Annotated in this window: 22 protein-coding genes; 13 read left to right on the top strand and 9 right to left on the bottom strand. The window is 60.5% G+C overall.

Annotated elements, in window-relative coordinates; all coding sequences use genetic code 11:
- The first annotated feature begins 30 nt into the window (after positions 1-30).
- Positions 31-1,362, top strand: coding sequence for an amidase family protein (locus WNZ14_RS17140; protein WP_342869828.1), 1,332 nt, complete (start codon positions 31-33; stop codon positions 1,360-1,362).
- A 14-nt stretch (positions 1,363-1,376) separates the two neighbouring features.
- Complete coding sequence (locus WNZ14_RS17135) at positions 1,377-2,159, top strand: MOSC domain-containing protein (RefSeq protein WP_342869827.1); 783 nt, start codon at positions 1,377-1,379, stop codon at positions 2,157-2,159.
- 103 nt (positions 2,160-2,262) lie between these two features.
- Here WNZ14_RS17135 and WNZ14_RS17130 read toward each other — a convergent pair whose 3' ends face one another.
- Positions 2,263-3,420, bottom strand: a complete 1,158-nt coding sequence (locus WNZ14_RS17130) for a hypothetical protein (RefSeq protein ID WP_342869826.1) — start codon at positions 3,418-3,420, stop codon at positions 2,263-2,265.
- Positions 3,421-3,569: 149 nt separating this feature from the next.
- Here WNZ14_RS17130 and WNZ14_RS17125 point away from each other — a divergent pair, with 149 nt between their 5' ends.
- Complete coding sequence (locus WNZ14_RS17125) at positions 3,570-3,803, top strand: hypothetical protein (RefSeq protein WP_342869825.1); 234 nt, start codon at positions 3,570-3,572, stop codon at positions 3,801-3,803.
- Between the two features lie 3 nt (positions 3,804-3,806).
- On the opposite strand, the gene WNZ14_RS17120 is transcribed toward WNZ14_RS17125, so the two are convergent.
- A complete protein-coding gene (locus tag WNZ14_RS17120) occupies positions 3,807-4,766 on the bottom strand; it encodes a nucleoside recognition domain-containing protein (protein ID WP_342869824.1) in 960 nt (319 codons plus the stop codon).
- 354 nt (positions 4,767-5,120) lie between these two features.
- On the opposite strand from WNZ14_RS17120, the gene WNZ14_RS17115 reads away from it, so the two are divergent.
- Positions 5,121-5,573: an Lrp/AsnC family transcriptional regulator gene (locus WNZ14_RS17115; RefSeq protein ID WP_342869823.1), complete on the top strand. Its 453-nt coding sequence runs from the start codon at positions 5,121-5,123 to the stop codon at positions 5,571-5,573.
- A gap of 167 nt (positions 5,574-5,740) precedes the next feature.
- On the opposite strand, the gene WNZ14_RS17110 is transcribed toward WNZ14_RS17115, so the two are convergent.
- Positions 5,741-7,015: an FAD-dependent oxidoreductase gene (locus WNZ14_RS17110; protein ID WP_342869822.1), complete on the bottom strand. Its 1,275-nt coding sequence runs from the start codon at positions 7,013-7,015 to the stop codon at positions 5,741-5,743.
- A 153-nt stretch (positions 7,016-7,168) separates the two neighbouring features.
- On the bottom strand, positions 7,169-7,666 hold the full coding sequence (locus WNZ14_RS17105) for an anthrone oxygenase family protein (RefSeq protein WP_342869821.1): 498 nt from the start codon (positions 7,664-7,666) through the stop codon (positions 7,169-7,171).
- A gap of 90 nt (positions 7,667-7,756) precedes the next feature.
- Between WNZ14_RS17105 and WNZ14_RS17100 the strand changes: the two genes are divergently transcribed.
- On the top strand, positions 7,757-8,368 hold the full coding sequence (locus WNZ14_RS17100; RefSeq protein ID WP_342869820.1) for a TetR/AcrR family transcriptional regulator: 612 nt from the start codon (positions 7,757-7,759) through the stop codon (positions 8,366-8,368).
- A gap of 32 nt (positions 8,369-8,400) precedes the next feature.
- Here WNZ14_RS17100 and WNZ14_RS17095 read toward each other — a convergent pair whose 3' ends face one another.
- From WNZ14_RS17095 to WNZ14_RS17085, 3 genes are all read right to left on the bottom strand, one after another.
- The gene (locus WNZ14_RS17095; RefSeq protein WP_342869819.1) at positions 8,401-8,955 is read right to left on the bottom strand and encodes a DUF1254 domain-containing protein; all 555 of its coding nucleotides are present in this window, start codon (positions 8,953-8,955) and stop codon (positions 8,401-8,403) included.
- On the bottom strand, positions 8,948-9,535 hold the full coding sequence (locus WNZ14_RS17090; protein ID WP_342869818.1) for a DUF1214 domain-containing protein: 588 nt from the start codon (positions 9,533-9,535) through the stop codon (positions 8,948-8,950). The genes WNZ14_RS17095 and WNZ14_RS17090 overlap by 8 nt, the downstream gene beginning before the upstream one ends.
- A gap of 174 nt (positions 9,536-9,709) precedes the next feature.
- The gene (locus tag WNZ14_RS17085; RefSeq protein WP_342869817.1) at positions 9,710-11,902 is read right to left on the bottom strand and encodes a PBP1A family penicillin-binding protein; all 2,193 of its coding nucleotides are present in this window, start codon (positions 11,900-11,902) and stop codon (positions 9,710-9,712) included.
- Positions 11,903-12,082: 180 nt separating this feature from the next.
- Here WNZ14_RS17085 and WNZ14_RS17080 point away from each other — a divergent pair, with 180 nt between their 5' ends.
- The 5 genes from WNZ14_RS17080 (at position 12,083) to WNZ14_RS17060 (ending at position 13,986) form a co-directional block, all read left to right on the top strand.
- Positions 12,083-12,535: a YcgN family cysteine cluster protein gene (locus tag WNZ14_RS17080; RefSeq protein WP_342869816.1), complete on the top strand. Its 453-nt coding sequence runs from the start codon at positions 12,083-12,085 to the stop codon at positions 12,533-12,535.
- A 94-nt stretch (positions 12,536-12,629) separates the two neighbouring features.
- On the top strand, positions 12,630-12,791 hold the full coding sequence (locus tag WNZ14_RS17075; RefSeq protein WP_342869815.1) for a DUF1328 family protein: 162 nt from the start codon (positions 12,630-12,632) through the stop codon (positions 12,789-12,791).
- 105 nt (positions 12,792-12,896) lie between these two features.
- Positions 12,897-13,205, top strand: coding sequence for a type II toxin-antitoxin system RelE/ParE family toxin (locus WNZ14_RS17070; RefSeq protein ID WP_342869814.1), 309 nt, complete (start codon positions 12,897-12,899; stop codon positions 13,203-13,205).
- Entirely contained in the window at positions 13,206-13,496 is a 291-nt protein-coding gene (locus WNZ14_RS17065) for an addiction module antidote protein (RefSeq protein WP_342869813.1), read from the top strand.
- A gap of 94 nt (positions 13,497-13,590) precedes the next feature.
- Complete coding sequence (locus WNZ14_RS17060; RefSeq protein WP_342869812.1) at positions 13,591-13,986, top strand: hypothetical protein; 396 nt, start codon at positions 13,591-13,593, stop codon at positions 13,984-13,986.
- A 52-nt stretch (positions 13,987-14,038) separates the two neighbouring features.
- Here the strand turns inward: WNZ14_RS17060 and WNZ14_RS17055 are convergent, their stop codons facing one another.
- Positions 14,039-14,281, bottom strand: coding sequence for a type II toxin-antitoxin system ParD family antitoxin (locus tag WNZ14_RS17055; protein ID WP_342869811.1), 243 nt, complete (start codon positions 14,279-14,281; stop codon positions 14,039-14,041).
- 1,171 nt (positions 14,282-15,452) lie between these two features.
- Positions 15,453-15,662 carry a hypothetical protein gene (locus WNZ14_RS17050; protein ID WP_342869810.1) on the bottom strand — a complete coding sequence of 70 codons (210 nt, stop codon included), beginning with the start codon at positions 15,660-15,662 and terminating at the stop codon, positions 15,453-15,455.
- Between the two features lie 283 nt (positions 15,663-15,945).
- Here WNZ14_RS17050 and WNZ14_RS17045 point away from each other — a divergent pair, with 283 nt between their 5' ends.
- The 3 genes from WNZ14_RS17045 (at position 15,946) to WNZ14_RS17035 (ending at position 19,807) form a co-directional block, all read left to right on the top strand.
- Positions 15,946-16,533, top strand: a complete 588-nt coding sequence (locus tag WNZ14_RS17045) for a hypothetical protein (protein WP_342869809.1) — start codon at positions 15,946-15,948, stop codon at positions 16,531-16,533.
- Positions 16,534-17,151: 618 nt separating this feature from the next.
- A complete protein-coding gene (locus WNZ14_RS17040) occupies positions 17,152-18,381 on the top strand; it encodes a terminase family protein (RefSeq protein ID WP_342870269.1) in 1,230 nt (409 codons plus the stop codon).
- Positions 18,382-18,628: 247 nt separating this feature from the next.
- A complete protein-coding gene (locus WNZ14_RS17035; protein ID WP_342869808.1) occupies positions 18,629-19,807 on the top strand; it encodes a phage portal protein in 1,179 nt (392 codons plus the stop codon).
- Positions 19,808-19,861 lie beyond the last annotated feature (54 nt).

Below are 19,861 nucleotides of genomic sequence, written 5' to 3'. Positions count from 1 at the left end.
TGATAAAACGAGACCGAGAGAGGAATGCAGTTGAGCGAGAAAATGTCGGCCACACAGTCGGTGAACCAGGCCTTGGCGAAGCTTGAGGCCCACGCCGGCCTCAACTTGGTCACGGAGCTGAATGATGGATCTGCCTTGGCGATGGCAGCAGAACTCGATGCTTCGGGCGAGGGGGCGCATGGTCCGCTGCATGGCCTGCCGCTGATCGTCAAGGCCAACATTGCAGTCTCGGGTATGCGCCATGATGGCGCTTGCCCACCTTTGCGCGACAATGTTGCCAAGGCGGACGCCACCGTGGTGCAACGGCTTCGCGACGCGGGCGCTATTCCGGTGGCGATCGCCAACATGCACGAGCTCGCCTTTGGAACCACCAGTGCCAATGCCCACTTTGGCTCTGTTGGCAACCCGCACGACAAGACCCGCATGACCGGTGGTTCAAGCGGCGGCACTGCCGCAGCCATCGGTGCAGGCATCTTCAAGATCGGTATCGGAACCGACACCGGCGGATCAGGCCGGATCCCGGCGGCATTCTGCGGCTGTACCGGTCTGCGCCCGACAACCGGCCGCTACCCCGGTGAGGGTATTCTCAAATTGACAGACACGCTCGACACGATTTCAATCATGGGCTCGGATATGGAGCATCTGGCGATGCTCGATGCAGCGATCATGTCTGAGAGCGCGGTCGAGGCTGGCGATGTTGTCCGGATCAGGCTGGCCGTTGTGAGGGACCCGTTCTGGCTCGGCATCAACCGCGAAATGGGTGCGCTCGGAAAGTCTGTTCTCACCAGGCTCAAGACTTCCGGTGTAACGCTGGTCGAGACGGATGCGCCGCACATCGAAAGCCTGACAGAGGCCTCCGGGTTTCCGATTGCGCTGTTCGAGACGGAACGGAACTGGCAGACATCCGCCATGGAGCTTGCAGGGCTGACATTGGCCGAGTTTGCCGACAGGATCGCCAGCCCTGACGTGCGAGGTCTCTATCAGCAGATGGCCCGCGGCGAGATGCCGGGCGAAGACGCCTACCGTGCGGCGATGGATCAGCACCGGCCGGATTTGCAGAAGGCCTTTGCCGATTTGTTTGAACAAACCGGTGCCGATGCGCTGATCTTCCCGACCCTTGCCCGGTCGGCGCCGCCCATCGGCGAGACGGAAATGATTGACATTGACGGCGACAGCCTGCCGTTGTTTCCGACGATGACGCGCCGGGAACTCCCTGCCAGCATCGCCGGTCTGCCCGCCCTGACTTTGCCCGCGGGTCTCTGCGCTGACGGGCTGCCGTTCGCGATGGAACTTGTGGGGCCATCACGTTCCGACCGCGCCCTGCTGGCCATCGGCCGCGCCATTGAAGCCCTACTGAATTGAAGGAAGAGACACTCATGAACGGAAAAATCCTGTCGCTGTCGAGCTACCCGATCAAGGGCTTGAGCGCGCAAGGCCATCAGAAGGTCGACCTGAAAACCGGCGACGGCTTCCCCGGAGACCGCCTGTTCGGCTTTGCCAAGAAGAATAGCGGCTTCGATCCGGCCGATCCGAAGCCCTTGCCCAAGAGCCGGTTCATCGTCCTGCTGCAGCACGCAAAGCTTGCCGGTCTCGAAACCGCGTTTGATGCTCAGACCAGAATGCTGAAGATCAAGACCAGCGACGCACCGGTGCTCGAGTTCGACATGAACACGGAAGCCGGAACCGGCGGCGCCAGTGACTTCCTCGCCAAATTGCTGCAGCTGAAAGAGGAGGAAGTCCCGTTCTTCGCCTCGGCCTTTCCGCACCGCTTCACCGACGCTTCTGTTGCCTCTACCACCCTGATGAACGCGATTTCGTTCATCAACATGGATTCGGTGCACGCCTTCGAGCAGGAAATTTCGAAGGAAGTCGATGCGCGTCGCTTCCGCGGCAACATCGTGTTTGAAGGCTGGCCTGCCTTTAGCGAACTCGACATGGTCGGTCGCCATATTCGGGTTGGCGAAGTCACCTTCAACATCCTGCACCGCACCCAGCGCTGCCTGGCGACGGAGGTCAATCCGGAGACCGCCGAGCGGGACATCAAGCTGCCCAACCTGCTGAAAAAGGCCTACGGCCATTTCGACATGGGCGTTTATGCCGAGGTCCTCAACGATGGTGCTATCTCGGTGGGCGACACGATTGAACTGGTTGAAGGCTAGAAATTTCTGCGCGACGGGCTGCAACCAGGCGGCCGTCGCGAGCCATCAGTTCTGGTCCGCAACGGAGGGCCAAAGCCTCACTGATATAAAAAGCACGGTCGGCTCAGCCGGCCTTGCGCGACGGCGAGATGCGGCGGCGGACCTCGCGTGCCGATACGCGCTGGTCCGTGTTCTGGCGCACCGGCTTGCCGTCGGACAGGGCGGGTACATGGGATGCTGCCCCGTTGGTGTAGCTGTCAGCGCGCTGCCAGGCCTGAAGACGCGCGGCACAGCTTTCACTGTCGAGCTCCTCGATCAGGTCGGTTGCCAGCGTATGCCGGACTGACGGTTTGGCGAGGTGGGGAAAGAAGCTTTCAAGTGCCGACTTGATGGTGTCTTCAGGCGCGCCCAGACCGATCAGTGCCGTTGCCAGCTGTCTGCCAGACAGATCCATCATGATGCGTTCTGCAAGCGCAAAGCTTGCCCCCATGGCATCGGCCAGAGCGGTGGCGAACCAGGATTCCTGATCTGTCTTTGCGTGGCGCGCCAGTTGCGCAAGTCGCACATCACCCACCCTGCGCCGGGCAGCCATCGATGCGGCAGCGGTCTTTTCGTCCTGAAGCGCAGGCGAGGGTGCGTCGACTGCGCCAGATGCCTTGCGGGTGCTGGTCGGCCGATTGAGCGGCGACTTTGGCGTCGGGCTGGCTGCCACAAGCGCGCGCAACGTCGCCCTGAGCTTTTCGCTCGGATCAAGCGGCGGCGCATCTACATTCGGTCGTATAGTCTCGGAAGGGCGTGACACCGGTGTGGCCGGCCTTGCTGATGCGGGATCGGGGATCAGCTCGCGCAGCACCAGCAGTCCGTCGACGGACGGGTCCTTGAGTTCCTGCAGCTTGGCGATGGCCTGTGGCGACAGGTCCGAGCGCCGCGCAGCCGCGCGCGCATGCGGCGCCCCATGGCGCATCACCGCCCGGGTCAGGGCGTTTTCGTTGATGAGCGGATAGTGAACGATAAAGGGAGCGGCGATCGAAATCGGCTCGTTGATCAGCATGTCTGCCACATCGTCGGGAACCCGCGACAGCCGCGACAATGTCGCCGAAGCGGTCCGGCACGTTTCCTGACTGGCGGTCTTGTAGAGCGGGATGAAGAGGCGGGAAAACCGTGCCATATCCTGGCGTGACGGATGATCCAGGGATTCAAGGCCGCTGATGGCTGCCATCAGAACTGCATCCTTGCGGCGGACGCCATCTGGCCGTTCGAGGTCGCGGAAATTGTCTGACACGGGCACACCTTACACAAACGCAACAAGATACTCGTTTCAACTTATCTCAAAAGCGTTAGCGAGCTGTTAACCAAGTCAAGTCTAGACAAATATTAGTAAGGATAAATATGTTGAGCGTAATTCCTGTCCCACCGGGTTGGAGTCAAGAAATGACAACAATATTGACCTTTGATCTCGCGAGATGCCGCAAGGCAGATCCGGCGATATCCGCAAGCAAAACCGCCGGCGTCTCTGCCGAGGTACTGATGTTCACCGGAATCCGTCGCGAGCCTCTGCATGTTGGTTCAGGCTTGCCGGAGCCTGTCAGGCACGAGCCGATGTTTGATGACACAGCTCCCGACAAGCCGACCGGCAAGAAGCGCCGACGCAGCAAGAACGGCTGAGGTTCATGCTTTCTGCCGGAACATATGCGCAAAGAAAGCCTCGTCGTCCATGTAGCGCAGCAGTGCAGCAATCGCCGCAGTGGCCAGAATGGCGAAGACCAGCCGGCCGGCAAGCACACCGAGGATATCGGCGCCAAGCGCCATAACGATCAAGGTATCCTCGATCACGCTGTGCGCGAAACCCATGAAAACGCAGGACAGGAAGATCTGCCGCGGAGACAGCGCCTCCGATTGCGCCTCGCGGATCAGAAGACCTGCTCCATAGGAAATCCCCAGAAACAACCCGACGGCGGTGAGGTGCGCCGCTTCGCCGTTGATGCCGGCAAGCCGCAAGACCGGTGAGAGAAACTGCATCATCCGGTCGAGAAGTCCGCTGGTCTTGAGCATCAGGAGAGCCCAGGACAGGACGACCAGGATGACAAGCATCCAGACCATCGTCTCTCCGAGGCCCCAGAAAAAGACGGCCCAATCGGGTGTGGCTGTCATCGGGGTCCATGCAGGGGCGACTGGCGCCTGCAACCAGCCGGTGGCAAGCAGGACGTGGTGAAGCAGAAAAGCGTAGAGCAAACCGCCTGCGATCCGCAGCACCGTTGTTGCCGCCATCCCCGGACCGGCCATCTGGATGATCTTCTGCTCGATAGGCAGGCCATGGGCGAACAGGATCAGTGCTGAAAACACTGTCACGTCCGCCGTGCTGAGCGAAGATATGGGGACGAGTGTGAAGACAAGAGGGACCGCACCCCATATGCCAACGATCATTGCCGTCAGCCAGGCAAGCCCCAGTTCCGGCGGCAAGCCGACCACACTCATCAGAGGCTGAAAGAGCGGCGCTATCGCTTCGATCGCGCCGGCCCGTGACAACACCTCCGTGATGATGGTGATCGGAACCATGATCCGCACGAGGACCCAATAGATTCTCATTGAATCCAGTGTGTTGTTCGAGAAATCCGTGAACGGCGGCATCTGGTTTCCTTTCGGTTTTTTTAGGGCGGCGGGGACATGGGAGCGGAGTTATCGCTGTCGTCCTGCGAAGATGTCGTGAAGGCGGTTGAACAGGTCGGAAACCGCCTCGAAACTTAAAAACATCAATCTCGGACCCCATCCACCATGTTGGTGCATGAAGCGGTCCTCCTGCATCGGGTCGCATCCACGCTTGTCTTTGGAGGGTCGCGTCAACATTATCATCAGCAACAGCATCGCCGGCTCCTTTGAGGTTACCCCTCTTGCCTACCCGGATCCGTTTCGAATTTTTGGTCAAAGATTGCGCTTTGGTGCAATAATATTGCAAACATGCAGATGCGGATTTGGAGTGCGACGATGGACCGGATCGACCGGAAGCTTTTGAACCTGATGCAGCGTGACGCTTCGCGCACCAATGTCGACATGGCCGATGAAGTTGGCCTGTCTCCCTCAAGCTGTCTGCGGCGTCTGCAGAGGCTGCGCAAATCCGGCGTGATCGACAAGATCGTCGCCATCCTGAACCCGGCCAGAGCAGGGCGGATGATCAAGGCATTCGTCACCGTGGAACTGAAGTTGCACGGCGAGCAGCACATGCGCCGGTTTCTGGAAACTGCCAGCGCGGAAGAGGCCGTGTCGCATGCTTATGCCGTGACTGGGGAAACCGATGTGGTCCTGATGCTGCGCCTGCGCGACATGGAAGAATTCGATTTGCTCTGCGACCGGCTGTTCAGAGACCAGACCAATGTCGCCCGTTTCTTCACGATGATCGCCATAAGGACGGCAAAGGAAGAAACGGCGATTCCATTGTGAGCATGGCCGCCGGCCCGGCTTCCAGCCGAATTTCACAAACAGCATCGAACAGCGTTTCTTGAGCCGGCACACGGCGCAGGACGGTCGGTCACTGCCACTTTCTAGGGACAGGGAGGTCACGAGGTCGATGGCTCCCGGCCCCGCAGAATTGCTTCGGCGGATGAGGCCTATTTCAGCTTGTGCATCGCCAGCATCTTCATGATCGCGCTCTCGTAATAGGTTTCGGTGATGCCCTTGCGGACCTTGTGCATGAAGTATTTCTCAAACGCCACCTTGGCCAGATGCACCCACATGCCTTCGGCTGCCCAGTTGACATTGCGCGGCGGGTTTTGCGGTTGCGCGAGGAAGGCAACGCCGCGATCGCCGAAATCGGCCAGGCAGAAGGCGTTCCAGGTGGCTTCGTCCTCGGGCGCGCGGTCTTCAAGCAGCGCCTTGATGTTCTTGGCGGTGGCCAGCACCATGCTTTCGATCATGTAGCCGGTCTTGGGCACACCGGTGGGCACCGGGGTCTTCTCCAGCGGCGCAATGGCGATCGCCACGCCAATGCCGAAGATGTTGGGGAATTTCGGATTGCGCTGGTGCTTGTCGACGATGATAAAGCCGCGCGGATTGACCAGACCCTCGATGTCGCGGACTGCTGCAATGCCGCGAAAGGCCGGCAGCATCATGGAATATTTGAACGGGAGCTCGTGCCTGGTCTTTTCCGAGCCGTCATCATTAAGCTCGGAAACGGTCATCGAGCCGGCCTCGACCTTTTCCACCTTGGCGTTGGTGATCCAGCGGACGCTGCGCTGACGCATCTCGTGCTCGAGCATTCCCTTGGTGTCGCCGACGCCGCCGAGGCCAAGATGGCCGACATAGGGCTCGGCGGTGACGAAGGTGATCGGCACCTTGTCGCGGATCTTGCGGGTGCGCAGTTCCTTGTCGAGGATCATCGCGTATTCATAGGCCGGGCCGTAGCACGATGCGCCTTGCACCGCGCCAACGACCATCGGGCCGGGGTCGGCGCAGAACGCTTCGAACGCCACATTGGCTTGGGTGGCATGATCGACGGTGCAGACCGACTGGGTGTATCCGTCAGGGCCAAGCCCCTCGACTTCGTCGAAGGCCAGTTCTGGCCCGGTGGCGATCACCAGATAATCATAATCGACCGAGCTGCCGTCCTCCATCTCGATGCGGTTGTCTTCAGGGTGCAGCTTGCTGGCTGAAGCCTGGATGAAGTCGATGCCGTGCTTGGCCATCAAGGGTGCGAGCTCGATTGTGATGTCGCCCTTGTTGCGCCAGCCGACGCCGACCCAGGGATTTGATGGTGTGAACTGAAAGCTCTCTGTCTTGTTGACCAGTACGATCCGGTGATCTTTCCCAAGTTCTGCCTTCAGGTCGAAGACCATGGAAATTCCGCCAAGGCCTGCGCCGAGGACAACAATGTTTGATTTTTTCATGCACTTAGCCTCCCGTGAGCCGGTAAATGAACACCGGTTTATATATATGAATGTTTATATATAAACCCGATGTCGGCAGATCGCATTGATTGATATCAATTGGCATTTCTGCCGGTTGTGAGGCGGGATTGTGTGAGATCGGGAAGGGTTACTTCACTCAATCTTGAGGAGGCCATAGCCAGTCAGCAGGACGGCCACGCCGCTGGCCACGGTCCGAACCTGGTTCCATGTCTGCCAGCGCTCCGAATAGCTTTGCCAGATCTCTGGTGCGCCGTTTCCGGCATCTGCGACATCGACCAGCGCCAGGGCCTCGTTCATCGGAACATTGACCAGGGCAGTCACACCGAAGCCACCGACTGCATAAACGCCTGCCGACAGCGCAAACCACAATCCGGCTTTGCCTTGACCTGATCGGACCAGCAAAACGGAGGTGATTGCCAGCACCACTGGCGTGAGGAAAAAGGCCGGAAAGAACACCGCATTTCGCACCGATGCGTTCATGGCCTGCATCGACTGAATGGCAATCGCCGGATCGCTGGCGTCGAGGCCCCACATGGTGGAGCACACCCAGGCGTAGAAGAAGCCGAAGATCGATGCGCCAAGCAAGAGCGAGGCAAGCGGCAATATCCGCGTCGTAATCATCTGGGGCATGATGGGTCTCCATAGGCGTAATTAAGTGTACGGTTGCAAATATCCGTAAACATAATTACGCTTGTCGTCAATCATCTGGAGAAAATTCTGATGCGCGATGAGAACAAGGCCTCCCGGCAGCAAAAGATCGAAGAGGCGGCCTATACGGTTCTGGAAGCCAAGGGCTATGCCGGGGCATCCATGCTGGCGATCGCCAAGGCGGCGCGTGCGTCAAACGAGACGCTGTATAACTGGTACGGTGACAAGACCGGCCTGTTCAAGGCGCTGGTGCTGCGCAATGCGGAAGAGGTCAAGGCTCTGCTGGAAGAGGGATTGGACAGCGGCAAGCGTCCGCTGGACATTCTACATGCGCTGGGGCCGCGCCTGCTGGCGCTTCTGGTCAGCCCGCGCGCCATACAGCTCAACCGCGCCGCAGCTGCTGACCCCACAGGCGAGCTTGGGGCGGTGATTTCCGAACGGGGCAGGGAAAGCATTGCGCCGCTGATCGGCGAGGTGATGGAGCGGGCAAGGCGTGAAGGTGCGCTTGAATTTGACGCAACCGGCGAGGCCGTTGGTCTTTATCTCAACCTGCTGGTCGGAGATCTGCAGATCCGCCGCGTCATCGGCCGCGAACCGCCACTCGACGAGGCCGCGATCAATCGCCGTGCCGAACAGGCCTATGAGCGGTTCCTTCGTCTTGCCTCACCATCAGGCCAGCCGTAATCTGGTTTCACCTCACGCTGCTTACATACAACTCAGGCCGGATCGATGCTGATGCTCGCGCAGACCGCGTTTGCAAGAAAGGCGCGCGCCGCGGGTTTCTGGCTTGGCGTCGGGGCTACGGCGCGCAGGGCGACATAGCCTTGCGGCTCGCTCAGCTCCACCAGCACCGCGCGTTCAAGCGCCCGCGGCATGATCCGGCGCATCTGCAGCATTTGCGCCGGAGTGACCAAGGCGATGTCGACGCCGGTTCCGATCGCCGAGCGGTCATTCATCGAATAGGTTTCATTCGATGACACGCCATAGGCGGAAACGGACCAGATCGGGACGTCCCCCGAAGCGATGATCCGCACCGGACCATCGGTGATGTCGAACCGGCAGACAGCGCTGCGGATATAGGGGTTTTCGTTGTAGAGCCCGGTGATGTTGGGCTCATTGGCAAGCGAATAGAACCGGTTCATCTCGCCAAGCGCCTGCACCCGCGTCCATGCATCCTTGCCCGTCCACATCGGCAACGCCAGAATGATGACGATATGGATGAAAGCTGCGCCCACCAACCCGATCGCGATGGCCAGCAGCGCGCTACGCATCGGAGCACCCGATAGCTGCGATTTTGGGCATGTCGAGTTCAACCAGGCTGACCGACGCCGCAGTGGGCGTATCAAGCAGGGTCAGCACGAAGCTGACATTGCCGTCAGTGTCGAGCCAGATCCAGTTGCCGGGCGTGGGGGAGGCGCTGAGCCGGATGCGGAACGCGCCGTCGGTGTTGCGAAGCGTGGTCCAGGAATTCAGGCTTGTCGGAAGCCGCGGGGATTCCGCAAGCGGCTCGCCACTGGCGTCCTTGACCGTGAGTGTCCAGAACCGCGCCGGCGGTGTTGATCCGGAGATTTCATAAGCGCATCGTCCAGACAGGGCAGCCCCGGTTTCGTCGGTCTTGGCGGTAAACACCAGTCCTTCGGCCCGGCCGAGCAGAATGCGACCGTCACCGGCGCGGTGCGCCTTGGCGAAAGGATCGGCCTTCTCTGTCTGAAGCTCGGGGTAGGCGCTCCATGAGCCGAGGCTGATCGCGCCGAAACCGGATGTCGCCTTGAGCATCCACGATGCAGACCAGGCACCACCGCCAAAAGCGATCACCAGCGTCAGAACAACCAGGGCAGGCAGACGAAACACGTGGCTTGGCTTCCTTCGTCAAACAGGGTGCGTGGCGCTCGCCGCGCGGGGGCGACCACTCGTGCGCGCGAACATCGCCGCGCGTGAGGAAAAAGCACAATACCGCGTCAATAACCAGTCACCTGGATTGAAAAGATCGGGATATGCACTGTTGCTGGAAAGCATCCCGGAGGTTCATTGCTCGGCGGTGGCTGGAACCAGCTCAGGCTGGCTTTCGACTTTTGCCAAGCGCTCTGGTGCGCCCAGTGGCCGGGCGCTGTTGAGCTTCTCCACCAGCCCGCGCAGAACATCTGTGGTTTCCCGGTTGAGCGAACGCGAGCGTTGCCGGGCAGGCAGCGCATTGCCGTCGGCGTCGGTCGAGGCGCTGGCAACCAGCGGTGTGGCTCTCGCGGACGGCAGCGGGTTGTCGACGCCCGGAATGGCCCTGAGTTCAATGCCCTGGTGGGCGTAATCCATCAGCCGCTTGAAAGTCATGGCAGGCAGAGAGCCGCCGGTCATCCGGTTCGATGACGTATAGTCGTCATTGCCGAACCAGACCGCAGCGGTGAAGTTGCCGGTAAAGCCACAGAACCAGGCATCTCGGTAGGCCTGGGTGGTGCCGGTCTTGCCGCCGGTCAGCACACCGTCGACGGCAGCGCGGCGGGCGGTGCCGACATAGGGAACCCGGGTCAGCATCTGGTTCATGTAGTTGCCGGCATCTTCCGAAAGCACGCGCTCGGCCGGCGGTTCGTCGCGTTGGAAATCATAGAGTACATCGCCATTGTAGTTCAGGATCTGCGCGATGCCGTGGCGGCGCGACTGGTAGCCGCCGGCCGGAAACACCGCATAGGCGGTCGCCTGATCGAGCACGGTGACTTCCGAGGTGCCGATGGGAATGGTGACGTCGCGGCGGATCGGGGTCTCGACGCCAAACTTCTTCGCCTGCGCCATGATCTGGCCGATGGGATCCTCGCCGAGCCGCTCCTTGGCCAGACGCACCGGAATGGTGTTGATCGAGCGCGCCAGCGCGGTCTTGATGTCGATGCGGCCGGAATAGCCGCCGGAATAGTTGTGCGGGTTCCAGTTACCCCAGTGGATTGGCGCGTCGGTGATCGGGCTGTCGGGCGTCATGCCCTTTTCCATGGCCAGAGAGTAGGTGTAGATCTTGAACGACGAGCCGGGCTGCCTGAGGGCGCGGGAGGCGCGGTTGAACTGGCTTTCGCCATAGTCGCGTCCGCCGACCATGGCGCGCACAGCGCCGCCGTTTTCGATCAGCACGAGAGCGGCCTGGCTGGCGCGGTACTGTTTGCCATACTGGCGCAGGCCCGCTTCCACCGCCGCGTCCGCTGCTTCCTGCATGCCCGGATCGATAGTGGTGCGCACGATCAGCGAATGCTGGTCGAAGCCGCCGGCGATGCGCTTGACCTCGTCAAAGGCCCAGTCGAGGAAGTAATCCGGCGCATCATGGTCGCCGCGGTCAATCACGCTGGCTGGATTGCGCCGCGCGCCAATCACCTGGCCCTCGGTCATCAGGTTGCCCTGCACCAGGTTGGAGAGAACTTCGTTGGCGCGCGCTCTGGCCGCCGGCAAGTTGATATGCGGCGCATAACGGGCAGGGGCCTTGAACAGGCCAGCGAGCATTGCGGCTTCAGCAATCGAGACCTCGGTGATGTCCTTGCCGAAATAGAACTGCGACGCCGCCGCAGCGCCGAACGTGCCGCCGCCCATATAGGCGCGGTCGAGATAGAGCCTGAGGATTTCCTTTTTCGACAGGTTCGCCTCGAGCCAGAAGGCAAGAAACGCTTCCTTGACCTTGCGCTCGAGCGTCCGCTCGTTGGTCAGAAACAGGTTCTTTGCCAATTGCTGGGTGATGGTCGAGCCGCCCTGGACCACCGAATTGGCCTTGACGTTTTCGGTCATCGCGCGGGCGAGACCGAGGAAATCGATGCCGAAATGCTCGAAGAAGCGCCGGTCCTCGGTTGCCAGCACCGCCTTGACGAAATGATCGGGCAGCTGGTCGACGGGAGCTGAATCCTCGTGAATGATGCCGCGATGGCCGATCTCGTTGCCATAGCGATCAAGGAAGGTGACGGCGAAATCATCGCGCGCCCGCCAGTTGCCGGCCGTTTCCTCGAACGCCGGCAGCGCCAGCGCCAGAAGCAGCACGAAGCCCGCTGTGCCGGCATTCATGCCTTCGCCGGCGATCTCGAACACGGCCTTCCAGACGCCTCGGGTGCGGAAGCGGCGGAAGAAGATGGTGATCTCTTCCCAGATCTCGCCAACACGGAAACCGGCGTTCCAGATCGACGAATCGATCCAGGAATCAATGCGGAGAAAGATGTTGGAGCGCTTGCGCGGACGGTTGTCCTGATTGAACGGGTCTTGCACGGGTCCATGTCCATTGCGGGCGGCGGCGATTTGGGTCGCCGCATGTTACTTTCTCGGTGATGCGTGATAGCACCACAGTTTACGCCCCTTGCGATCTATGCTTTTGGCGCATTTTCGGTCAAAGGACAAGCCGCGCTGCCCCTCCCGCGCGCAAGCAGATGATAAAAAAGGAAAACGGCAATGAACGCCAACCAGTTCTGGAAGGCCAAGACGCTGAGCCAGATGACAAAGGCCGAATGGGAAAGCCTGTGCGACGGCTGCGGCCGCTGCTGTCTCAACAAGCTCGAGGACTGGGATACAGGCGAAATTGCCTGGACCAACATTGCCTGCCGCCTGCTCGATGGCGAGAGCTGCCGCTGCAAGGACTATGACAACCGCCAGGCGACCGTGCCCGACTGCATCGGCCTGACGCCTGAGCAGGTCGACACCATTACCTGGCTGCCGCCGACCTGCGGCTACCGGCTGGTGCGCGAAGGGGCTGATCTCTACTGGTGGCACCCGCTGGTCTCGGGCGACCCCGACACGGTGCATGAGGCCGGTGTCTCGGTGCGTGGCCGCACGGTGACCGAGGCAGATCTCGATGTCGAGGATTTCGAGGATTACCTGGTCGACTGGCCCGGCGAGGAGGTCTGAGCCGCACTGCGGCCGGACAATAGCTTGCCTTTCGTGGAACCAATCGGCTGCTTCGGTGTTGTCTTTCCGTATTGCCAAACGGAGGGACTATCCAATGATCCAATGGATCCTGATTTTGCTTATTGTTGCAGCCGTTGCGGGCCTTCTGGGCTTCGGACGTCTGTCGGGCGCCGCTTTGACCGGCGCAAAATTTCTGGTCGGCATCGTGCTGGTATTGTTCCTGCTCGCCGTCCTCGGCATCATAGCCATCGCCTAGTGCGATAGCACCTGAACCCACTCAGGAAGACGCACACCTTATGGCCGCCGGAGTTTATTCCGGCGGTTTTTTTGTGTTTGGAGAAAACTTGATTGCTGTCAATGCGTGAACTATAATTCACGCGTGATAGAGGTTCGTCAAACTGAAGTGTTTGCGAAATGGCTTTCCAAGTTGCGCGACAGGGAAGCCAAGGCACGGATATTGGTGCGGATGAGGCGAATGACGCTCGGCAATCCGGGTGACATCAAGCCCGTGGGGCATGGTGTAAGCGAGCTGCGTGTGGATTATGGTCCCGGGTACCGGATCTATGTCGCGAAGCAAAATGACAGGTTGGTCATTCTGTTGTGCGGTGGGGACAAGTCCCGTCAGCAGGCTGACATCAAGATGGCATGGAAAATGGCCAAGGAGCTTTAAATGACACTTGCAACCCAACCCTTTGATGCGGCGGAATTTCTCGACAGTCCGGAGACAGTGTCGGCCTATTTGGATGCGATCCTTGCTGATGGCGATTCGGCGCTGTTTGCCGCAGCTCTGGGCGACATAGCCAAGGCCCGCGGGATGAGCGACATCGCCCGCACGGCCGGCGTTACAAGAGAGGCACTCTATAAGGCATTGAGCGAAAAAGGCGATCCCCGCATGTCGACGCTTTTCGGGGTGATCAAGGCACTGGGGCTCAAGGTGAGGGTGGAGCCTGAGGAGGCTTAATCTTGGCGCCGCACCGACCAAGGCAATCGTCAGCCCCGGTCACGCCTCGGCAAATAGCTGCTAAGCTACAGCGAAACCGCAGGAGAAATTCACAGTGACGGAAAATGTGCACGCAGCCCCGAAATTCGAAGCCGTGGTGTCAGGGGAGGCACGGCCGGAAAACAGGTCCGTTGCGCTTCTCTTTGGCACAGCCGACGGAGAAAAATACAGCCTCGAGTTTGATGCCAGGATCGTGCCTGCGACAATCACCGCGCTTGCGAGCCTTTTGGGCCAGGTCGTCTCCGACTTGCCTGAAGACGACCAGCCCAATTTCCAGGTTCTCAAGACCACCGGCATGGGGCTGGCGATGAACCCGCAGGGCAGACTGGGTCTGACGCTGGCTTTGGAGGGCGGAGGCGAAATGACGCTCGAGCTGGCAAAGGCCGATTTGCCTGTGCTGCGGGAGCAGATTGACGAAGCGATCAGTATTTCCGAAGAGCCGCGGCATTGAGGGGACGCGCGGCGGGACAACTCCGTGACGCCCTCGAAAGCCAGCTTTGCCGCTACGCTTTCAACTCGGCAAGCAGGGAGTGAGCATCCACGGCGCGGCCTTCGCCGCTGACCATTCCCTCGTCATAGGCGTGCTTGAGCCGGTTGATTTCAAGCTCGCGCAGCTCCTCACGCTGCTCCCACAGCCGCAGCGCATCGCGCATCACTTCGCTGTTGGAGGCATAGGACCCGGATGCGACCGCCTGCTGCAGCCGCGTGATCTGCTGCTGGGAGAGCGAGATGGTGAGTGTTTTCATCGGTTCGTGCTTGATGGAACAAATGTAGCAGAGCTAACAGGAACTAACAAGAACTGTGAGGATGGAGGAGGGTTCGGCAGAGCTCACCTGGGCAGCCACCTCGCGGAATTCGATTTTCCGCTATAAACGCCGTTCAGGTCTTAAGGCGTGAACGGTTAGCGTGCAGAAATGCCGCTTGATGCTATCCGTGGTAAGCACCTAACCTGCCGGCGGATTGTTAAGGTTGGTCACCCCTAAGAAGAAGGCAGGCAAAATTCTCCACAATAGAAAGAAAAAAGAGGTGGACACTTAGCTTCTTGATGATGATCTTAAATTCGATCTTTCGAATCGATCACCACACCATCCGGTCATGTCTTTATTGGCGGACCACTGTCCGGGAAAGGAGGTGAAGACGCATGCGCAAGATCAAAGTTGGTCGCTCCGCAATCACCGGTCGTTTCACGACCGTTGCTAAAGCGAAACGCTACAGCAAAACGCACGTAGTGCAGACCATAAAGAGGAAATAAGGGCTAGCCCTTGTTTCTAAGCAGGGCGGTGTTTCATTCCGGGAGTGCCGTCCTGCCTCTCTTGATCGCCCGATTCGGTTACTGCTTCGTTAATGTACGGTTTAGACGCTTGTTGAGCACCCAGCTCAAGACCTCGTCGGCCTTCTCCTGGTCTGTTTTATGATTGGCGTCTGACATGACAGAAATCTCGCTTCGGGATCAGCTTTTCCTAAACGTTGGCAAATGTCTTACAGCCTGGAATCACGTCGAAAACGAGATTCTTGGGTTGATTGAATATGCCCACTCTCTCGATGGGGTTGTGGGTATAGAGACCAGCGTTGGGTATTGGTCCGTCATCTCATTTGATGCACGTTTAAGATGGTGCGACTCAATAATCACCTACAGGCTTCGCCCTCCACCTTACTCCGAGCTATCAACTAGATGGCGCAGTCTAAAAGACAAAGTACACAAGAAGGCTCAAAAGCGCGCTGAGATTGCTCACGGCTCAGTCATCACAATGATGGAGCGCGGCGAGTCCGATTTCACCGATTATTTCGTCCCATACTATAATCAGAGGCGAACGCAGTTTAATCTGAAATACAGCGACGAACTCCACGTGAGTCACTTCCCTACAGATGCAAAACATCTAAAGGTAAGCGATATAGAGGCAAGGACAGCGTCATTCTCTAAAGCTCGCCAAGATATACGTAAGTTTTTGGAAGATTGGCGGGCGAAAGACATAGAGACAGGATATCCTTCACGATAAGCCTGATACCGCCCCTAACTGGCATAGGGTCTCCCGTCATACCGGGCTCAATCAACAGATCAACGCCTGCCTCAATCAACTCAGGCCTGATCTCAATTTTGTCTGTCTTCTTTTCGTCTTTGGTCGGCATGGGAAACTCTCCGTTTCCTTGAGGTACCGCCCGCCCTGTCACGCCGGAGAACCATGCCTTTTTACATCTTGGTACTTCAGGGGCGCAAATAGGAAAATAATCCTTGACGGTGTGACGGTGCTCTGGTAGGGTTATGTCATCGTCACAGAAGTGCGCCGGAAGCGGTGCTGCTGCGGCACCAGGATTTTTGCAAAGCGCCTCTGGGGTTTCCGGGGCGCTTTTTGCTGGCCGGTTCGGTTTGTTTGGCCGGTTCGGGCGGTTTTCAGGATTTTGCGAGGACGGGATGACCGACAGCTTTTTGCAGGCCGGGCGCACAGTTGTGTCCGGACCGGAGGATTGGACCGGGTGCTCGAACGGGCGCGAGGCGGTGCTGATCGACCGGCTGGTCGAGCTGGTGCTGGCGCTGGAGCCGCTCGAGTTCAAGCAGGATGGAGCTGCGGATGGAGGCGGGGCAGATGCGCCCGCGCCGACGCTTGTGGCCGAGAGTACCAGGACGATGCTCGCCCGGATGCGCGCCGTGCTTGATCGTGAAGCGGCGCGGCTGGGCGAGGACGGTGTCGAAGGCAAGGCGGCGGTCGACCAGGTCTCGCTGATTGCCCGGACACTCGAAAAGATCGACCAGATGGAACGACTGATTGCCGAGGATCAGGCGAGCGCTGCCCGGCAGACGCTGAGCGCTGATGAGCGCGAGCAACTGCGGCAAACGGTGCGGCAGCTCATTCTCGCCGCGGCCGAGCGGCTGGCGGTTGAGCGGGCTGGTGAGCAGGCGGCGAGCGAGGCCAGTCGTGATGAGGCTGAGGCGGAGATGCGCGCCGGTGAAAATTCCGGGGAGCAGATTTCAGATCGTGCCGAGGCTGAAAGAGCCCCTTGATCCGGCAGACGCCAGATCGCTGGATCCCGGCTCGGGGCCGGGATGACGGGGAGTGAGAGATCGCCACTTCAACTGTCCGATTTATTGGTTGCTGCTGGATGGCAGGAGGAAGACGCAATGACGCTCCGGTCAATGGCGGTGACGCTGAGGTGCAATGTCTGGGCTGACCCTGTGCCGGGCTATCGGGTTCCGTTTCGTAATCTGCTGGCCTGCGGGCCAAAGCGACGTCAGATGCAGAAGCCTGATGGTGTGGATGCGCCGATCAATGAAGCGGTGCGGGACGAGCCATACACCGAGGCAGCGAGTGATATGCCGGGTGGGCTGGATGCTGCAGCGGTGCGAGATGACCCGGATTCCGGAGCAGCGTTGGATGAGCCTGACGCTGCAGAGGCGGCGGTTGGACCGGGAGGCGGCTGTGAGCCGGCTTCGACGTGGACGCCGGATCTTGGTTTGCAAGACGAGAGCGAACAGGAAGCCGAGTGTGCTCGGGAGTTCATGGAAAACAACGAGATAGGCTGGTTTCGTGACTCAGTTTCGCATGGTGATGGTTTGGACGAAGCATTGAGCGTTGACGCGCTTGTGTCCGCGCATCTGCTGCGGCTGGATGACACCGCGCTGATGGCCAATGCCCATGACTGGCGGCTTTCAGCCCGCCCCGAGCAGCTGCCGCCCGAAGGGGCGTGGCGCACCTGGCTGATGATGGGCGGGCGCGGTTCGGGCAAGACAAGGGCGGGCGCGGAATGGGTGCATGGACTGGCCTCGGGCGAGGTGCCGGGGCTCGGGCGGGATGGACGGATTGCGCTGGTGGCGGAAACCTTTGGCGATGCCCGCGAGGTGATGATCGACGGGGTGTCGGGCATCATGGCCGTGGCGCGGGATCAGCGGCCAAGCTTCGAGACGACGCGGCGCAGGCTGGTGTGGCCGTCCGGGGCTGTGGCGCAGATGTTTTCGTCCGAGGACCCCGAAAGCCTGCGCGGCCCGCAATTTGATCTCGCCTGGTGCGACGAACTCGGCAAATGGCGCCACCAGCGCGATACCTGGGACATGCTGCAATTTGGCTTGCGCCTTGGCACTTCACCGCGCCAGCTGGTGACGACCACGCCAAGGGCGACGCCCTTGATGCTGGCGCTGGTGAAGGACAAGGCCACGCGGGTGACGCAGATCAGGACCGAAGACAATGCGCAGCATCTGGCGGCAGGGTTTCTCGACGCCATCCGGGCGCGCTATGGCGGCACGCGGCTGGGGCGGCAGGAGCTGGATGGTGAACTGATTGCCGACCGCGAGGACGGGCTGTGGCGGCGCGACCAGATCGAGGCGCTTGTGGTGCGCAATCACGGGCCGCTCGCGCGCATCGTGGTGGCGGTCGATCCGCCGGCGGTGAGCGAAGCCAGATATTCCTGCTGCGGCATTGTTGCCGTTGGGCTTGAAGCGGAAGGCCGCGCGGTGGTGCTGGCCGATGGCTCGGTCGAGGGCGCAAGCCCCTCCAACTGGGCGGGTGCGGTGAGCAGGCTTTACCGCCGATTCGACGCCGATTGCGTGGTGGCCGAAATCAACCAGGGCGGCGACATGGTGACGAGCGTGCTTCGAACCGTCGAGCCGACGCTGCCGGTGCGTACGGTGCGGGCGACGCGCGGCAAGTGGCTGCGCGCCGAACCGGTGGCAGCCCTTTATGAGCAGGGCCGGGTGGTTCATGCCGGCCACTTTGCGAGCCTCGAAGACCAGATGTGCGATTTCGGGCCGGACGGGCTGTCGTCAGGCCGTTCGCCCGACCGGCTCGATGCGCTGGTCTGGGCGCTGACCGAACTGATGCTGAACCGCCGAGGCGCACCGCAGATAAGGCATCTGTGAATGGGCTGGTATGCGGCAGATCGGGGACATGGCGTCTGCAATGCTGGGCGTGGTTTCACATCACCGTCATCCCGGCCTTGAGCCGGGATCCAGCCAGTCGAAGTCCTTGGGCTGAACAGAGCCTCTGACCCGGCAGACGCAGGGTCGCTGGACCCCGGATCAGGTCCGGGGTGACGGAGTAAATATCTGCCCGCCACGTTTTCTAACTGGCGGGCTTTTTGGTTTCAGAGCTTGAAAGGGCGACATCATGGCATTCGGATTTCGGCTTCCCTGGACCCGTGCAGAACAGGTTCGCGCGCCCGCCGCCAAAAGCTGGTTGCCGGGCGCGATTGCAGCGCTGTCGGGTGACACGGGCGCGCAGTGGAGCGGGCGCAGCTATGGCGCGATTGCGCGGGAAGGCTTTATGCGCAATCCGGTGGCGCACCGGGCGACACGGATGATCGCGGAGGCGGCGGCCTCGGTGCCCTGGCTGGTGTTTGACGGTGGTCGCGAACAGGAGCGGCATCCAGTGCTGGATCTGCTTCAGCGGCCCGACCCGAATGGCGCTGGAGACGGTTTCTTCGAGACGCTCTATGGGCACCTGGTGCTCTCGGGCAATGCCTGGATCAACCCGGTTGGCGCCGGCGGACGCATCGCCGGACTGCAGCTTCTGCGGCCAGACCGGATGCGGGTGATTGCGGGTGCTGACGGTTGGCCGGTGGCCTATGAGCATCAGTCGGGCGGCAAGCGGCAGAGGTTTGCCGTGTCGCCCGAGGAGGGGCCAGGGCTGCTGCACTTGAAGCTGTTTCATCCGCTCGATGATCATCTGGGCTTTGCTCCGCTGGAAGCAGCCCTGATGGCGCTCGATCTGCACAATGCGGCGATGAGCTGGAACAAGGCGCTGCTGGACAATTCCGCCCGGCCATCGGGTGCGCTGGTCTATCAGCCCAAGGACGGCGGCAACCTGACGCCGGAACAATATGAACGGCTGAAGGCCGAACTCGAGGATGGCTACCAGGGTGCGCGAAGGGCAGGACGGCCGATGCTCTTGGAGGGCGGGCTCGACTGGAAGGCGATGGGACTGACCCCACGCGACATGGATTTCATCGAGGCCAAGAACGGGGCGGCGCGGGATATCGCTCTGGCGCTCGGCGTGCCGCCCATGCTTCTGGGCATCCCCGGCGACCTGACTTACGCCAATTATCAGGAGGCCAACCGTGCCTTCTGCCGCCAAACTGTGTTGCCGCTGGTGGGCCGGACGGCGCAGGCGCTGACCGCCTGGCTGCAGCCCATTCACGGAGCTGGACTGAAGATCGACTATGACGCCGACCGGCTGCCGGGCCTGTCGGCTGAACGTGACGGGCTCTGGGCCCGCGTCGGTGCTGCGGATTTCCTGACGGATGAAGAGAAGCGGGAAGCCGTGGGATATCAACGTGTTGCGGGCTGAACCGGATTCAAACTCGCACACACCTGAATCAATCTCTGAGCCGAAATTGACCAT

The sequence above is a fragment of the Hoeflea sp. AS60 genome (genome assembly GCF_038900115.1).
Taxonomy (GTDB): Bacteria; Pseudomonadota; Alphaproteobacteria; order Rhizobiales; family Rhizobiaceae; genus Hoeflea.
Note: the sequence above shows the minus strand (reverse complement) of the source record. Positions and strands in the feature narration are given on the sequence as shown.

Excerpts from the sequence above, each read along its gene's own strand:
- WNZ14_RS17135 (WP_342869827.1), top strand. The coding sequence starts at position 1,377 with ATGAACGGAAAAATCCTGTCGCTGTCGAGCTACCCGATCAAGGGCTTG.
- WNZ14_RS17125 (WP_342869825.1), top strand. The coding sequence starts at position 3,570 with ATGACAACAATATTGACCTTTGATCTCGCGAGATGCCGCAAGGCAGAT.
- WNZ14_RS17120 (WP_342869824.1), bottom strand. The coding sequence starts at position 4,766 with ATGCCGCCGTTCACGGATTTCTCGAACAACACACTGGATTCAATGAGA.
- WNZ14_RS17115 (WP_342869823.1), top strand. The coding sequence starts at position 5,121 with ATGGACCGGATCGACCGGAAGCTTTTGAACCTGATGCAGCGTGACGCT.
- WNZ14_RS17110 (WP_342869822.1), bottom strand. The coding sequence starts at position 7,015 with ATGAAAAAATCAAACATTGTTGTCCTCGGCGCAGGCCTTGGCGGAATT.
- WNZ14_RS17105 (WP_342869821.1), bottom strand. The coding sequence starts at position 7,666 with ATGCCCCAGATGATTACGACGCGGATATTGCCGCTTGCCTCGCTCTTG.
- WNZ14_RS17100 (WP_342869820.1), top strand. The coding sequence starts at position 7,757 with ATGCGCGATGAGAACAAGGCCTCCCGGCAGCAAAAGATCGAAGAGGCG.
- WNZ14_RS17095 (WP_342869819.1), bottom strand. The coding sequence starts at position 8,955 with ATGCGTAGCGCGCTGCTGGCCATCGCGATCGGGTTGGTGGGCGCAGCT.
- WNZ14_RS17080 (WP_342869816.1), top strand. The coding sequence starts at position 12,083 with ATGAACGCCAACCAGTTCTGGAAGGCCAAGACGCTGAGCCAGATGACA.
- WNZ14_RS17075 (WP_342869815.1), top strand. The coding sequence starts at position 12,630 with ATGATCCAATGGATCCTGATTTTGCTTATTGTTGCAGCCGTTGCGGGC.
- WNZ14_RS17065 (WP_342869813.1), top strand. The coding sequence starts at position 13,206 with ATGACACTTGCAACCCAACCCTTTGATGCGGCGGAATTTCTCGACAGT.
- WNZ14_RS17055 (WP_342869811.1), bottom strand. The coding sequence starts at position 14,281 with ATGAAAACACTCACCATCTCGCTCTCCCAGCAGCAGATCACGCGGCTG.
- WNZ14_RS17050 (WP_342869810.1), bottom strand. The coding sequence starts at position 15,662 with ATGCCGACCAAAGACGAAAAGAAGACAGACAAAATTGAGATCAGGCCT.
- WNZ14_RS17045 (WP_342869809.1), top strand. The coding sequence starts at position 15,946 with ATGACCGACAGCTTTTTGCAGGCCGGGCGCACAGTTGTGTCCGGACCG.
- WNZ14_RS17040 (WP_342870269.1), top strand. The coding sequence starts at position 17,152 with ATGGCCAATGCCCATGACTGGCGGCTTTCAGCCCGCCCCGAGCAGCTG.
- WNZ14_RS17035 (WP_342869808.1), top strand. The coding sequence starts at position 18,629 with ATGGCATTCGGATTTCGGCTTCCCTGGACCCGTGCAGAACAGGTTCGC.